The organism is Frigoribacterium sp. VKM Ac-2530, from assembly GCF_015350835.1.
Classification (GTDB): Bacteria; Actinomycetota; Actinomycetes; order Actinomycetales; family Microbacteriaceae; genus Frigoribacterium.
In genome coordinates this window covers 1,039,825-1,053,615 of record NZ_JADKSE010000001.1, presented here as the reverse complement: position 1 = coordinate 1,053,615, position 13,791 = coordinate 1,039,825, and the positions used below count along the sequence as shown (strand labels likewise).

The window sequence follows — 13,791 nt, the reverse complement described above, 5'->3', positions numbered from 1 at the left end:
CCCCAGCGGCGTGACGGTCGGCGGCGGTAGCCTTGTCCCATGAGCGCACCGGACAAGGACTACCGCCTGCCTGACGGCGGACCCCGCATCGCCCCCCTGCCGAAGGTGTCGTTGCACGACCACCTCGACGGCGGGCTGCGGCCCCAGACCATCGTCGAGCTGGCCGACGAGATCGGCTACGAGCTGCCCGTCACGGGCGGGGCCGACGAGCTGGGGCGATGGTTCGTCGACAGCGCCGACTCCGGCAACCTGCCCGACTACCTGAAGACGTTCGACGTCACGACCGCGGTCATGCAGACCGAGGCCGGCCTCGAGCGGGTGGCCCGCGAGTTCGTGCTCGACCTGGCCGCCGACGGCGTCGTCCACGGCGAGGTCCGCTGGGCTCCCGAACAGCACCTGCAGGGCGGACTGAGCCTCGACCAGACCGTCGAGGCGGTCCAGCGCGGCATCGAGCAGGCGATCGACCAGCTCGACGGCGAGGGCCACGTCATCTCCGTCGGCCAGCTGGTCACCGCGATGCGGCACGCCGACCGCGGCCTCGAGATCGCGCAGCTCGCGATCAAGCACCGCGAGGCAGGCGTGATCGGGTTCGACATCGCCGGGGCCGAGGCGGGGTTCCCCGCGTCGAACCAGCGGCCGGCCTTCGACCTGCTGGCCCGTGAGTTCATGCCGGTCACCGTGCACGCGGGCGAGGCCGACGGCCTCGAGAGCATCCGCAGCGCACTCCTCGACGGCCGGGCCCTGCGCCTCGGGCACGGCGTGCGCCTCGCCGAGGACATCCGGGTCGTCGCGTCCGCGGGCGACCAGACGACGGTCGAGCTCGGCCCGATCGCCGCGTGGGTCCGCGACCGCGAGATCGCCCTCGAGCTGTCGCCGCAGTCGAACCTCCAGACCGGCGCGATCGCCGCGTGGGGCCGCGACCTCGACGACCACCCGTTCGACCTGCTCTACCAGCTCGGCTACTGCGTCACGGTCAACACGGACAACCGCCTGATGAGCGACACCAGCCTCACGAAAGAGCTGGCGCTGCTCGCCCAGGCGTTCGACTACGGCGTGTCCGACCTCGAGACGTTCCAGCTCAACGCCGCGGCGTCGAGCTTCCTGCCCCTCGAGGACCGCGAGGCGCTGGCCGACCGCATCACGGCAGGCTTCGGGGAGGTCTGACCGTGGCGCTCCCGTCCCTGCCGGACTCGGCGGTCGTCATCGCCGCCGACGCCCCCGACTGGCGTGCCGCCGTCCTGCGGGCGGGCGACGCGCTCAGCGCCTCGGGCTCCACGCGTGACGGCTACGGCGACGAGATGGTCCGCATGATCGAGGAGCACGGCCCGTACGCCGTCATCGCGCCGGGCCTCGTGCTCGCGCACGCCCGCCCCGACGAGAGCGTCCTGCAGGACGGCCTCGCGGTGGTGACCCTCGCCGAGCCGGTGCCGTTCGGCCACCCGCACAACGACCCCGTGAGCGTCGTCCTCGGCCTCGCGGTGGAGTCCGTGGGCGGCCACCTCGAGTCCATCGCCGACCTGGCGAACGTCTTCAACGACTCCACGGTGATCCCGGCGCTGGCGGCCGCCACGAGCGCCGACGAGGTACGCCGGCTGATGGGGATGACCGCGTGAAGATCGTGACCATCTGCGGCGCCGGCATCGGCAGCAGCGGGATCCTGAAGGTCAACGCCGAGCGCGTCCTGGCACGGCTCGACATCGAGGCCGACGTGGTCGCCGCCGACGTCGCCTCCATCGGCACGGTCGCGGACGACGCCCAGGTGATCCTCACGTCGCAGGAGTTCGTCGAGGCGATCGGGGCGACCTTCGCGGACGTCATCGTCATCCAGAACCACTTCGACCAGGCCGAGCTCACCGAGAAGCTGCAGCGCTCGCTCGGCTGAGCAGGGGCGCCCACCTGGGCACACCACGAGGAGGGGCCAGGACGCACGACGTGCGACCTGGCCCCTCCTGTGGTCCGCGAGCCCGCCGGCCCGCGGTCTCGGTCAGCTCAGCAGCTCGCGCATCCCCGCGTCGAGGTCGGCGACGGCCGCCTCCGCGGCGACGCGGCGGTCGCGAGCGTCGCCCTCGGTGCTCGACGCGTCGATGTAGACCTTGAGCTTCGGCTCGGTCCCGCTGGGGCGCACGATGACCCGTGACCCGTCGGTGAACCAGTAGCGCAGCACGTCGCCGGCGGGGAACCCGCCGAAGCCGTCGCGGAAGTCGTCGACACGGTCGACGCGATGCGAGCCCACGGTCGCGGGAGGCGCCTCCCGCAGTCGGCTCGTCAGCCGTCCGATCTCGGCGAGGTCGTCGACCCGCAGCGAGATCTGCGACGACGCGTACGCGCCGAAGCGCTCGTCGAAGGCGACGAGGTGCTCGGCGACGGTCGAGCCGGCGGCGCTGAGCTCGGCCGCCAGTGCGAGGAAGTCGACGGCGGCGGAGATGCCGTCCTTGTCGCGGACCTTCTCGGGGTCGACGAGGTAGCCGAGGGCCTCCTCGTAGCCGTACAGCAGCCCGCCCACGCGGGACACCCACTTGAAGCCGGTGAGGGTGTCGACGTAGTCCAGGTCGTAGCGGCGGGCGACCTCCCGGAGGGCCGGCGACGAGACGATGCTCGCGGCGAGGGTGCCGTCGACGTCGTCCCGCCGGGCGCGCTCGGCGGCGCGCCAGCCGAGCAGCGCTCCGACCTCGTTGCCCGAGAGGCGGCGCCAGCCGTCGGCCGACGGCACGGCGACGGCGAGCCGGTCGGCGTCGGGGTCGTTGGCGATCACCAGGTCGGCCGAGACGCGGTCGGCGGTGGCGAAGGCGAGGTCGAGCGCGCCCGGCTCCTCGGGGTTGGGGAACGCCACGGTCGGGAAGTCGGGGTCGGGCGCGGACTGCTCGGCGACGGGGATCGGCTCGACGAAGCCGGCCTGGGCGAAGACCCGACGGGCGACCTCCCACCCGACGCCGTGCATCGCCGTGTAGACGACGCGGGGCTGCGTGCCGGAGGCGGCGGTGCCGGCGAGCGCGGCCGTGCGGCGGACGTACTCGCCGACGAGGTCGTCGCCGGCCTCGGACCAGTCGTCCGACCGGGGCAGGTCGCTCACGGGGCGGGTGGCGGCGTCGTCGATGTGGGCCGCGATCTCGGCGTCGACCGGCGCGACGATCTGCGACCCCGCGTCGACCCCGCCGAGGTACACCTTGTAGCCGTTGTCCCGTGCGGGGTTGTGGCTCGCGGTCACCATGACGCCGGCGCTGACGTCGAGGTGGCGGACGGCGAAGGCCAGCACGGGAGTGGGCAGGGCGCGGGGGAGGATCGTGGTGCGGACGCCGGCCGCGGCCATGATCTCGGCCGTGTCCCGGGCGAAGACGGCGCTGTTCTTGCGTCCGTCGTAGCCGATCACGATCGAGGGGGCGCTCTCGCGACCGGTGAGGAACGCCGCGAACCCGGCCGCGGCCTGGGCGACGAGCACGCGGTTCATCCGCGCCGAGCCTGCTCCGAGGGCACCGCGCAGCCCGGCGGTGCCGAACGCGAGGCGCGAGTCGAAGCGGTCGTGCAGGTCGGCCACGGCGGCGGCGTCGCCCGACTCGACGGCCGCGAGGACGGCGTCGAGCTCGTCGCGCGTCTCGGCGTCCGGGTCCTGGTCACGCCACGAGCGGGCGGCGGCGACCAGTGCGGCCTCGTCGACCCGTGCCGCGTGGTCGGTCACAGGGCCGCCACGATGCGAGCCAGCAGCTGGCTGATGGCGGCCTCGGCGTCCTTGCCTGCCTGCAGCACCTCCTGGTGGCTCAGCGGCGTCTTCTGGATCCCGGCGGCGAGGTTCGTGATGAGCGACATGCCGAGCACCTCCATGCCGGCCTCGCGGGCGGCGATGGCCTCGAGGGCGGTCGACATGCCCACGATGTGGCCGCCCATGGCCTTCGCCATCTGGACCTCGGCGGGCGTCTCGTAGTGCGGCCCGCGGAACTGCGTGTAGACGCCCTCGTCGAGGGTCGGGTCGATGCCCTTGGCGAGCTCGCGCAGGCGTGCCGAGTAGAGGTCGGTGAGGTCGATGAAGGTGGCGCCCTCGAGGGGGCTGTCGGCCGTGAGGTTGATGTGGTCGCTGATCAGGACGGGGCTGCCGGGCGTCCAGGTCTCCTTGATGCCGCCGGCGCCGTTCGTGAGGATCATCGTGCGGGCGCCCGTGGCGGCGGCGGTGCGGACGCTGTGCACCACGCGGCGGACGCCGTGGCCCTCGTAGTAGTGCGTGCGGGCACCGATGACGAGGGCGTTCTTCCCGCTCGGCAGCGCGATGCTGCGGATCGAGCCCGTGTGGCCGACGACCGCCGAGGCGCTGAAGCCCGTGATCTCGGTCGCCGGGATCTCGGCGGTGGTCTCGCCGATCAGGTCGGCGGCCTTCGCCCAGCCGCTGCCCAGGGTGAGGGCGACGTCGTGGTGGGCTACGCCGGTCGCCTCGGCGATCTGGGCGGCGGCGGTGCGGGCGACCTCGAAGGGGTCGGCGGCACCGTCGAGGGGGTGCGTGGGTGTCTCGGACATGCCGTCCACTCTAGGTCCCGCGCCCCGGCTCGCTCCGCTCCGACGCACACGCCCGGCTGGGCGACGCGGGCGGGCTAGTCGATGCTGAGGAGGACGTGGCCCGACGAGACCGTCTCGCCCACGGCGGCCGAGATGCCCGAGACGACCCCGTCGCGGTGGGCCGCGACCGGCTGCTCCATCTTCATGGCCTCGAGCACGAGCACGAGGTCGCCCTTGACGACCTGCTGGCCCTCCTCGACGGCGACCTTGACGACCGTCGCCTGCATCGGCGACTTCACCTCGGCACCCGTGGCGGTGACCACGGCACCGCGACCGGAGCCGCGGCGGCGGGGGGCAGCCGCAGGAGGCGCGGTGCGCGCACCGAGACCGGCGGGCAACGAGACCTCGACGCGCTTGCCGCCGACCTCGACGACGACGGTGGTGCGCTCGTCGTCGGGACGGGGCGCCTCGGCCTCGCCGCTCCACGCGGGGATGTCGTTGACGAAGTCGGTCTCGATCCAGCGGGTGTAGATCGAGAACGGCTCGTCGCCCACGGGCGCGAAGGCAGGGTCGCGCACGATCGCGCGGTGGAACGGCAGCACGGTCGGCAGGCCCGCGACCTCGAACTCGTCGAGGGCACGGCGCGAGCGCTCGAGGGCGTCCTCGCGGGACGAACCGGTGACGATCAGCTTGGCGAGCAGCGAGTCGAACGAGCCGCTGATCTCGTCGCCGGCCTGGACGCCGCTGTCGACGCGGACGCCGGGGCCGCCCGGCGCCTTGAAGACGTGCACGGGGCCGGGTGCGGGCATGAAGCCACGGCCCGCGTCCTCGCCGTTGATGCGGAACTCGAACGAGTGGCCGCGGGGCTCCGGGTCGCCGTACTCGAGCACGCCGCCCTCGGCGAGGCGGAACTGCTCGCGGACGAGGTCGATGCCGGTGACCTCCTCGGACACGGGGTGCTCGACCTGGAGGCGGGTGTTGACCTCGAGGAACGACACCGTGCCGTCCTTGCCGATCAGGAACTCGCAGGTGCCCGCGCCGACGTAGCCGACCTCGCGGAGGATCGCCTTCGACGACTCGTAGAGCGCGGTGGTCTGCGCCTCCGTCAGGAACGGGGCGGGCGCCTCCTCGACGAGCTTCTGGTGACGGCGCTGCAGCGAGCAGTCGCGCGTCGACACGACGACGACGTTGCCGTGCGCGTCGGCGAGGCACTGGGTCTCGACGTGGCGGGGCTGGTCGAGGTACTTCTCGACGAAGCACTCGCCGCGGCCGAAGGCGGCGACGGCCTCGCGGACGGCCGAGTCGAACATCTCGGGCACCTCGTCGCGGGTGCGGGCCACCTTGAGGCCGCGTCCGCCGCCGCCGAAGGCCGCCTTGATGGCGACGGGGAGACCGTGCTGGTCGACGAAGTCGAGCACCTCGTCGGCGCCCGAGACGGGGTTCAGGGTGCCGGGCGCGAGCGGCGCACCGACGCGCTCGGCGATGTGCCGGGCGCTGACCTTGTCGCCGAGCTGCTCGATCGCCTCCGGGGAGGGGCCGATCCAGACGAGCCCCGCGGCGGTCACGGCGCGGGCGAAGTCGGCGTTCTCGGCGAGGAACCCGTAGCCGGGGTGCACGGCGTCGGCTCCCGAGCGGCGGGCGACCGAGAGGATCTTGTCGATGACGAGGTAGGTCTCGGCGCTCGTGGTGCCGCCGAGCGCGTAGGCCTCGTCGGCGAGGCGGGCGTGCTGCGCGTCCCTGTCCTGGTCGGCGTAGACGGCGACGCTGCCGATCCCGCTGTCGCGCGCTGCGCGGACGACCCGGACCGCGATCTCTCCACGGTTGGCGATGAGGACCTTGCTGATGGACGGCATAGTTCCCCACCCTATTGCGCCGCCCGCAGCCTCCTTTGGCTGACGTGCACGAAAACACGCAGGAGGCGCGTGAGGATTGCTACAAAGCGCCGGAGGTCGGCGTCGTCCACAGCTCGTGCCACGACACCCCGAAGCCGCGCACCAGCGAGCGCAGCACGGGCACCGACAGGCCGACGACGGCGCTCGGCGTGCCCTCGATGTGGGTGATGAACGCCGAGGCGCGGCCGTCGATGGTGAAGGCGCCCGCGACCTCGAGCGGCTCGCCGGTCTCGACGTACGCGGCGAGCTCGGCCGGCTCCAGGTCGTCGGCGAAGACCAGGTCGGCGCTGGCGACGGCGCCCGCGCCGCCCGAGGGGAACGAGGCGTCGGCGCGGGGCGAGCCGCCGCGGTGGTCGATCAGCCAGTGCCCCGACCAGAGGGTGCCCCGGCCGACCTCGGCCATGCGTCGCCAGCGTTCGAGGGCGAGGGCCGGCTCGTGCGGCTTGCCGTGCACCTCGCCGTCGAACTCGAACGCGCTGTCGCCGCCGAGGACCAGGCCGTCGAGCGGTTCCCCGTCGACGGTCACGTCGAGGACGGCCTCCGCCTTCGCCCTGGCCAGGAGCGAGACGGTCTCGGAGGCGGAGAGCGCTCGGCCCGCCGCCTCCTCGGCCCGCGCGACCGCCGCCTCCTCGTCGACGCCCGGGCTGATGAGCACCGGCTCGACGCCCGCGGCACGCAGCAGCGCGAGGCGCGCGGGGGAGGTGCTGGCCAGGTAGAGGGGAACGGTCATGTCCGCCAGCCTGGCAGACTCGGAGCATGGGAGACATGCTGGGCCGCGAGGTCGAACTGGACGTGACCGGGATCGCACACGGGGGCATCTCGGTGGCGCGCCTCGACGGGCGGGTCGTGTTCGTGTCGGACACGCTGCCGGGCGAGACGGTGCGCGCCCGCGTGACCGACGACCGCAAGAAGTCGTTCTGGCGGGCCGAGACGGTCTCGGTGGTCGAGGCCAGCCCGCACCGTCGCGAGCACGTCTGGTCGGCGGCCTCCGTCGACCGCGCTCCGGAGGACCGCGCGGGCGGTGCCGAGTTCGGGCACATCGAGCTCGGCCACCAGCGCGAGCTCAAGTCGCAGGTGGTCCGCGACGCCCTCACGCGCACCGGCGGGCTCCCCGACGAACAGGCGACCGTCACGGTCGAGGCGCTGCCCGGCGACGACGAGCGCGGAGGGACGGGCTGGCGCACGCGGGTGCGCCTGCACCTCGACGCCGAGGGGCGCCCCGGGCAGTACGCCGCCCGGTCGCACCGCGTCGTGCGGGTCGCCGACCTGCCCCTCGCGACCCCTGAGGTCGCCGAGGTCGCGCCCCTCGGCGACGCGTTCCCCGGCGAGGAGCACGTCGACGTGCTCGCCCCCAGCACGGGAGGCGCCCGCCTGATCATCGGGGGCCAGGCGCCCAGCACGGTCACCGAGGTGGTCGGCGACCGCACGTTCCAGCTCGACGACGGCGGCTTCTGGCAGGTGCACCGCCACGCCGCGGCGACCCTGACCGCCGCCGTCCAGCAGATGGTCGACCCCGAGCGCTTCGAGCCCGGCGCAGCCAACCTCGACCTCTACGGCGGCGTGGGGCTCCTCGCGGCCGCCGTGGGCGACGCGTTCGGCAGCCGCGTGCGCATCACGAGCGTCGAGAGCGACGAGCGCGCGACCGAGCACGCGTCCGAGAACCTGGCCGACTGGCTCGGCGCCTCGGCCGTCACCGGACGGGTCGACCGCTGGGTGCGCCAGGCCGCCGCCCAGGCGACCTCGGCCGAGCGCGACCGCTTCCGCTCGGCGACGGTCGTCCTCGACCCGCCGCGCTCGGGGGCCGGCCGACCCGTGGTCGACGGCATCGCGGAGCTCGCCCCGGCGCAGGTCGTCTACGTCGCCTGCGACCCCGTCGCCCTCGCCCGCGACCTCGCGCTGTTCCGCGACCACGGGTACGACGTCGACGCGATCAGGGCCTTCGACCTGTTCCCCAGCACGCACCACGTCGAGACGGTGGTCCGGCTGCTCCGTCGGTGACGCCCCGTCACGTTACGATGACGACGTTGACGACCCGGAATTCAGGGACCGGGTCGCACGCGAACGAAGGACCATCGTGACCGACACCTCGACGGACGCTCCGGCGTCGACGACCCCCGCCCCCGTCCGCGTCGCCATCGTGGACGACCACGAGTCGGTGCGGCTCGGCATCCAGGCGGCCTGCCAGGCCGAGGGCTTCGACGTCGTGCTGACCGCGGCCGGCGTGCAGGAGCTGGTGGAGTCGCTGGCGGGCCGCGAGGTCGACGTCGTCGTCCTCGACCTCTCGCTCGGCGACGGCTCGACGGTCACCGAGAACGTGAAGCGGGTCCAGGCGACCGGCTCCGCCGTGCTCGTGCACAGCATCGCCGACCGGGTCGCGAGCGTCCGCGAGGCGCTCGCCGCGGGCGCCGCCGGCGTCATCCCCAAGTCCTCCGCCACGAAGACCGTCATGGCGGCCGTCGCGACCGTCGCCCGTGGGGACGTGCTCAACAACCTCGAGTGGGCCAGCGCGATCGACGCCGACCGCGACTTCGCCAAGGCCCAGCTCGGCCGGCGTGAGCGCGAGATCCTGCACCTCTACGCCTCGGGCCTGCCCCTCAAGCTCGCCGCCCAGCAGCTCGGCATCGGCTACTCGACCGCTCGGGAGTACCTCGACCGCATCCGCGTCAAGTACGTCGAGGTGGGTCGTCCGGCTCCCACGAAGGTCGACCTGCTCCGTCGTGCCGTCGAGGACGGCATCCTGCCGGGACTCGACGCGGACGGCGATGGCCGCTGAGCCCCTCCCGGCGCTGACGCCGCCGACGACGCGCTCGGCGCGGAACCCGATCAGCCGTGCCCTGTTCGACAAGGTGCTCGGCCGGGTCATCGCCCTCGCCGGGCTCATCTTCGGGCTGCAGGCGCTGCCGACGACGATGGCCCAGATCGAGGTCATGCAGGTGGCGTGGGCCTGGCTGATCGGGCTGGGCATGCTCGGCGCGATCGTGGCCGTCGGCGTGGCGAGCGTCGTCGTGCGCGGGGTCGAGACGACCTGCGCCATCCTCGCGGTGTCCTACCTCGTCGCGATCGTCACGTGGCCCCTGGCGGTCGTCGACCCCGACCAGGTCCTCGCCGGCGTGCCGTGGCTCTGGTACCTCTGCACCGTCGCCACCGCGGCGGCGGCCTACGCCTTCTCCGCGTGGATCGCGATCGGCTACTCGGTCGTGGTCCCGCTCGTCTACGGCGCCATCCGGCTGACCCCGTCGGGAGGCGGCGAGTCGCTGACGCGCGCGGCGCTCGACTCCACCTACGCGATCCTGCTCGGCGGGGCCGTGCTCGTGCTCGTGCTCATCCTGCGCCAGGCGAGCGCGGCCGTGGACGCCGCGCAGGCCACGGCGGTCGCCCGCTACTCGGGAGCCATCCGGGAGCACGCCACGGAGCTCGAACGCGTGCAGGTCGACGCCATCGTGCACGACAGCGTGCTCACCACCTTCATCCAGGCCGCACGGGCGTACACGCCGGCGGAGCAGGTCCTGGCCACGACCATGGCCCGGAACGCGATGGCCCACCTCACCTCGGCCGCCGCGACGACGCCCTTCGACGAGTCGACGACGACCCTCAGCGTCCTCCGCAGGCGCTTGTCCGACGCGGTGGACGCGACCGGCGTCGCCGTCGAGCTGCGCGTCGACGACGCGGACGACCGGGTGCTGCCGACCACCGCCGTGGAGGCCATCGTCAGCGCCGCGGCCCAGGCGCTCGTCAACAGCTCCCAGCACGCGGGCGCCGGCCCTGTCCGGCGGTGGGTCGCCCTCGAGCGCACCGGCGACGCCGGCGTGCTCGTCGAGGTCGGCGACGACGGGGCGGGCTTCGACCCGGGTGCCGTGCCCGTGGAGCGTCTCGGAGTCCGGGTGTCGATCATCGAACGCGTCGCCAACGCGGGCGGCCGGGCCTGCATCGACTCCCGGCCGGGTGCGGGCACGGTCGTCCGCGTGATGTGGCCCGCGGGCCTCGTCGTCGGCCCGTCGAGGGGAGACGCGTCGTGAGGATCACCGTCCCCCGCTGGCTCATCGTCTCGCTGGCGGCGGTCTTCTCCGGCTACCACCTGGTGCTCGGCGCGGTCTCGCTCGGCCAGGTCGCCGATCCCGTCCCCGTCGTCGCCTGCATGGTCGCGTACGCGGTCGTCACGGCCGTCGTGCTCTGGCCCAGCCGCCAGCCGGTGCTGCCCGTCTGGGCGGCCGCCTTCGCCCTCGCCGTGAGCATCGTGGTGCCGTTGGTCGTGACGAGCGTCCTCGACCCCGACGCCGAGAACGGCTACGCGACCTGGTACGTCGCTGCCGTGGGCACGCTCATGGTGATCGTCTCGACGCGTCGTCGCCAGGGCTTCGCGTGGCTCGGCGTCGGCTTCATGGCCGTGCAGGGAGTCGCGTGGGCGGGCGTGGCCGAGATCGCCGACCTCGGCATCGTCGGGAGCGTCAGCTGGGTCGCCTTCTCCCACGCCATCTCGTCCACGCTGACCCGGGCCGGTCGAGAGACGCGGGAGTTCATCCTGGCCGAGCACGAGGCCGCGGACTGGCAGGCAGCCCAGGAGGCGCACGTCAACGAGCGTCAGTACCGCCTCCTGCAGACGGGCCGGACCGCCCGGCCCATGCTGCAGGCCATCGTGTCGCAGTCGGGCGACCTGTCACCCGAGCAGCGGCAGGAGAGCCTCCATCTCGAGGGCGCCATCCGGGACGAGATCCGCGGGAGGCGCCTCCTCGACGACGAGGTCCGTCGCGAGGTCATGGCGGCGCGACGCCGGGGGGCCGAGGTCAGCCTGCTCGACGAGGGCGGCATCGACGACGTCCCCGACGACGAGCTGCGGCGGATCCACGCGGCCCTCGCCGCGGCCCTGCACGGCTCGCGCGCCGACAAGCTGATCATCCGGACCGTCGGGGGCGGCGACCACGCCGTCAGCGTCGTCGGCCTCGGATCGCCGGACCTCAGCTCGAGCGCTCTCGGGCGGGGGGTCTCCGCCGAGGCCGACGAGGACGACGACGACGACGAGGTCCTCCTCTGGCTGCAGATCCCGCGCCGGGCCGGGATCTCGGCCGACCTGGGACGGGTCGAGGACCTCGAGGACCTCGAGCAGGACCGCCCGGTCGTGCGCTAGGGACTGCCCCGGGAACGGGAAAGAGGGCCAGACACCCGTCTGGCCCTCATGGGAGATATCCCGGTCCAGGGCGACAACCCGAATGTCGCCCCGATCCGCCCCCGACTGAGAACTCGCTTACCCTAGTCAGCTCTCGGTCGGTGGTGCGACTCAAGGAGAGGCACCTAGCAAGAACGAGTATGTCGCCCCCTGGTGCGAGCGCAAAGTCGTCATTTAGGGGGACAACCTGGGGGTGAGGGGCTCGTCTACCCCCGTTCGGGTGGCGCAGCTCCGGGCTCGGGGATCGACGGACCTGGACGGCGGGGTGCGGGAACGGGGTACACGCACGGGGGACCGCGCCGCGGGACGACAGGAGTCGCCGACGCGCGACGACTCGCTGCGACGTCCGATCTCCTCGTCAGGCGGAGAAGCTGCGCCAGCGCCCCGGGCCACGGTCGATCGGACGGCGCAGGCGAGCTGCCCGCGACGACCAGCCGGAGGGGGACGTCGCGGCGTCGCGCGGCGCCCCCGGCGCCGCAGCGGCCGCCTCGGCCTCGAGAGCCGTCAGCACCGCCGTGACGGCGGCGAGCTCCTCCGGCGACGGCGAGCCGCCGACGACGCGCAGCAGCGGCCCCTCGGCCTCCTGGGCGACGTCGGCGGCGTGGCGGCCGCTCACAGGGGGATGTTCCCGTGCTTCTTGGGCGGGAGGTCGGCGCGCTTGGTGCGCAGGGCCCGGAGCGCCTTGACCACGGCGACGCGGGTCGCGGCCGGTTCGATGACGCCGTCGAGCTCGCCGCGCTCGGCGGCCAGGAAGGGGCTGGCGACGTTGTAGGTGTACTCGCTGGCGAGCCTGGCCCGGACCGCGGCGACGTCCTCGCCCGCGGCCTCCGCCGCCTTGATCTCGTTGCGGTAGAGGATGTTGACGGCGCCCTGGCCGCCCATGACCGCGATCTCGGCGGTCGGCCAGGCGAGGTTGATGTCGGCCCCCAGCTGCTTGGACCCCATCACGATGTAGGCGCCCCCGTAGGCCTTGCGGGTGATGACGGTCACGAGCGGAACGGTCGCCTCGGCGTAGGCGTAGAGCAGCTTCGCGCCGCGGCGGATGACGCCCGTCCACTCCTGGTCGGTCCCCGGCAGGTAGCCGGGCACGTCGACCAGGGTCAGGATCGGGATGCCGAACGCGTCGCAGAAGCGCACGAAGCGGCTCGCCTTCTCGCCCGCCTCGATGTTGAGGGTGCCGGCCATGGCCGACGGCTGGTTGGCGATCACGCCGACCGATCGTCCCTCGACCCGGCCGAACCCGATGACGATGTTCGGCGCGAAGAGCGGCTGCACCTCGAGGAACTCCCCGTCGTCGACGACGTGCTCGATCACCGTCATCACGTCGTAGGGCTGGTTGGGGCTGTCCGGGATCAGCGTGTTCAGCTGGCGGTCGTCGTCCGTCGTCTCGAGCTCGACGGCCGTGTCGAAGACGTGCGGCTCGGACAGGTTGTTGTCGGGCAGGTAGGACAGCAGCGAGCGGGCGTAGTCGAGGGCGTCGTCCTCGTCGCTCGCGAGGTAGTGCGAGACCCCGCTGACCTTGTTGTGGGTGAGGGCGCCGCCGAGCTCCTCGAAGCCGACGTCCTCGCCGGTGACGGTCTTGATGACGTCGGGGCCCGTCACGAACATGTGGCTGGTCTTGTCGACCATGATGACGAAGTCGGTGAGCGCCGGGGAGTACACCGCGCCTCCCGCCGCCGGGCCCATGATGAGCGAGATCTGCGGGATGACCCCGGAGGCGCGGGTGTTGAGGCGGAAGATCTCGCCGTACTTGCCGAGCGCGACCACCCCCTCCTGGATCCGGGCCCCGCCGGAGTCGAGGATGCCGATGATCGGCACGCCCGTCTTGAGGGCGAGCTCCATCACCTTGATGATCTTCTCGCCGGCGACCTCGCCGAGCGAGCCGCCGAAGATGGTGAAGTCCTGCGAGTAGACGGCGACCTGGCGGCCGTGCACCGTGCCCGTCCCCGTGACGACCGCGTCGCCGTAGGGGCGCTTCGACTCCATGCCGAAGGCGTGGGTGCGGTGGCGCACGAACTCGTCGAGCTCGACGAACGAGCCCGGGTCGAGGAGGCCGTCGATGCGCTCGCGCGCGGTCATCTTGCCCTTGGCGTGCTGCTTCGCGATCGCGGCCTCGCCGCTGGCCGTCACGGCCTCGTGGTAGCGGGCCTTGAGGTCGGCGAGCTTGCCCGCCGTCGTGCGGAGATCGGGCTGCGAGGCGTCGTCGCGGGGCGCGGAGTCGGAAGTCACACCGGTCACTCTACCGAGGGCGTCCGCGGT

Annotated in this window: 13 protein-coding genes; 7 read left to right on the top strand and 6 right to left on the bottom strand. The window is 73.1% G+C overall.

Going from position 1 to position 13,791, the window contains the following annotated elements; genetic code table 11:
* Positions 1-39: 39 nt before the first annotated feature.
* Genes ITJ48_RS04775 through ITJ48_RS04765 form a run of 3 tightly spaced genes read left to right on the top strand, consistent with a single transcriptional unit; the run spans position 40 to position 1,882 of the window.
* Complete coding sequence (locus ITJ48_RS04775) at positions 40-1,164, top strand: adenosine deaminase (RefSeq protein ID WP_192042087.1); 1,125 nt, start codon at positions 40-42, stop codon at positions 1,162-1,164.
* A 2-nt stretch (positions 1,165-1,166) separates the two neighbouring features.
* A complete protein-coding gene (locus ITJ48_RS04770; RefSeq protein WP_194612603.1) occupies positions 1,167-1,613 on the top strand; it encodes a PTS sugar transporter subunit IIA in 447 nt (148 codons plus the stop codon).
* Positions 1,610-1,882, top strand: coding sequence for a PTS sugar transporter subunit IIB (locus ITJ48_RS04765; protein ID WP_123546558.1), 273 nt, complete (start codon positions 1,610-1,612; stop codon positions 1,880-1,882). The genes ITJ48_RS04770 and ITJ48_RS04765 overlap by 4 nt, the downstream gene beginning before the upstream one ends.
* A 102-nt stretch (positions 1,883-1,984) precedes the next feature.
* Here ITJ48_RS04765 and ITJ48_RS04760 read toward each other — a convergent pair whose 3' ends face one another.
* The 4 genes from ITJ48_RS04760 to ITJ48_RS04745 all read right to left on the bottom strand — a co-directional run bounded on the left by ITJ48_RS04760 (position 1,985) and on the right by ITJ48_RS04745 (position 7,101).
* Positions 1,985-3,673 (bottom strand): phospho-sugar mutase, encoded by a 1,689-nt coding sequence (locus tag ITJ48_RS04760; protein ID WP_194612602.1) that lies wholly within the window; start codon positions 3,671-3,673, stop codon positions 1,985-1,987.
* Positions 3,670-4,500, bottom strand: coding sequence for a purine-nucleoside phosphorylase (locus tag ITJ48_RS04755; protein ID WP_123546556.1), 831 nt, complete (start codon positions 4,498-4,500; stop codon positions 3,670-3,672). Before ITJ48_RS04755 ends, ITJ48_RS04760 begins: the two co-directional genes overlap by 4 nt.
* 74 nt (positions 4,501-4,574) lie before the next feature.
* Positions 4,575-6,332 carry a biotin carboxylase N-terminal domain-containing protein gene (locus ITJ48_RS04750; protein WP_194612601.1) on the bottom strand — a complete coding sequence of 586 codons (1,758 nt, stop codon included), beginning with the start codon at positions 6,330-6,332 and terminating at the stop codon, positions 4,575-4,577.
* A gap of 79 nt (positions 6,333-6,411) precedes the next feature.
* Positions 6,412-7,101 carry a nucleoside triphosphate pyrophosphatase gene (locus tag ITJ48_RS04745; protein WP_194612600.1) on the bottom strand — a complete coding sequence of 230 codons (690 nt, stop codon included), beginning with the start codon at positions 7,099-7,101 and terminating at the stop codon, positions 6,412-6,414.
* A 26-nt stretch (positions 7,102-7,127) separates the two neighbouring features.
* On the opposite strand from ITJ48_RS04745, the gene ITJ48_RS04740 reads away from it, so the two are divergent.
* The 4 genes from ITJ48_RS04740 (at position 7,128) to ITJ48_RS04725 (ending at position 11,493) form a co-directional block, all read left to right on the top strand.
* On the top strand, positions 7,128-8,369 hold the full coding sequence (locus tag ITJ48_RS04740) for a class I SAM-dependent RNA methyltransferase (protein WP_194612599.1): 1,242 nt from the start codon (positions 7,128-7,130) through the stop codon (positions 8,367-8,369).
* Positions 8,370-8,445: 76 nt separating this feature from the next.
* Positions 8,446-9,144 carry a response regulator transcription factor gene (locus ITJ48_RS04735; protein WP_223269329.1) on the top strand — a complete coding sequence of 233 codons (699 nt, stop codon included), beginning with the start codon at positions 8,446-8,448 and terminating at the stop codon, positions 9,142-9,144.
* Entirely contained in the window at positions 9,134-10,387 is a 1,254-nt protein-coding gene (locus ITJ48_RS04730) for a sensor histidine kinase (protein WP_194612598.1), read from the top strand. The genes ITJ48_RS04735 and ITJ48_RS04730 overlap by 11 nt, the downstream gene beginning before the upstream one ends.
* Entirely contained in the window at positions 10,384-11,493 is a 1,110-nt protein-coding gene (locus ITJ48_RS04725; protein ID WP_370544780.1) for a hypothetical protein, read from the top strand. The genes ITJ48_RS04730 and ITJ48_RS04725 overlap by 4 nt, the downstream gene beginning before the upstream one ends.
* A gap of 397 nt (positions 11,494-11,890) precedes the next feature.
* On the opposite strand, the gene ITJ48_RS04720 is transcribed toward ITJ48_RS04725, so the two are convergent.
* Both ITJ48_RS04720 and ITJ48_RS04715 read right to left on the bottom strand, forming a co-directional pair.
* Positions 11,891-12,148: an acyl-CoA carboxylase subunit epsilon gene (locus ITJ48_RS04720; protein ID WP_194612597.1), complete on the bottom strand. Its 258-nt coding sequence runs from the start codon at positions 12,146-12,148 to the stop codon at positions 11,891-11,893.
* Positions 12,145-13,761, bottom strand: coding sequence for an acyl-CoA carboxylase subunit beta (locus ITJ48_RS04715; RefSeq protein WP_192042079.1), 1,617 nt, complete (start codon positions 13,759-13,761; stop codon positions 12,145-12,147). The genes ITJ48_RS04720 and ITJ48_RS04715 overlap by 4 nt, the downstream gene beginning before the upstream one ends.
* Between the last annotated feature and the right edge of the window lie 30 nt (positions 13,762-13,791).

Excerpts from the sequence above, each read along its gene's own strand:
- ITJ48_RS04775 (WP_192042087.1), top strand. The coding sequence starts at position 40 with ATGAGCGCACCGGACAAGGACTACCGCCTGCCTGACGGCGGACCCCGC.
- ITJ48_RS04755 (WP_123546556.1), bottom strand. The coding sequence starts at position 4,500 with ATGTCCGAGACACCCACGCACCCCCTCGACGGTGCCGCCGACCCCTTC.
- ITJ48_RS04750 (WP_194612601.1), bottom strand. The coding sequence starts at position 6,332 with ATGCCGTCCATCAGCAAGGTCCTCATCGCCAACCGTGGAGAGATCGCG.
- ITJ48_RS04745 (WP_194612600.1), bottom strand. The coding sequence starts at position 7,101 with ATGACCGTTCCCCTCTACCTGGCCAGCACCTCCCCCGCGCGCCTCGCG.
- ITJ48_RS04740 (WP_194612599.1), top strand. The coding sequence starts at position 7,128 with ATGGGAGACATGCTGGGCCGCGAGGTCGAACTGGACGTGACCGGGATC.
- ITJ48_RS04730 (WP_194612598.1), top strand. The coding sequence starts at position 9,134 with ATGGCCGCTGAGCCCCTCCCGGCGCTGACGCCGCCGACGACGCGCTCG.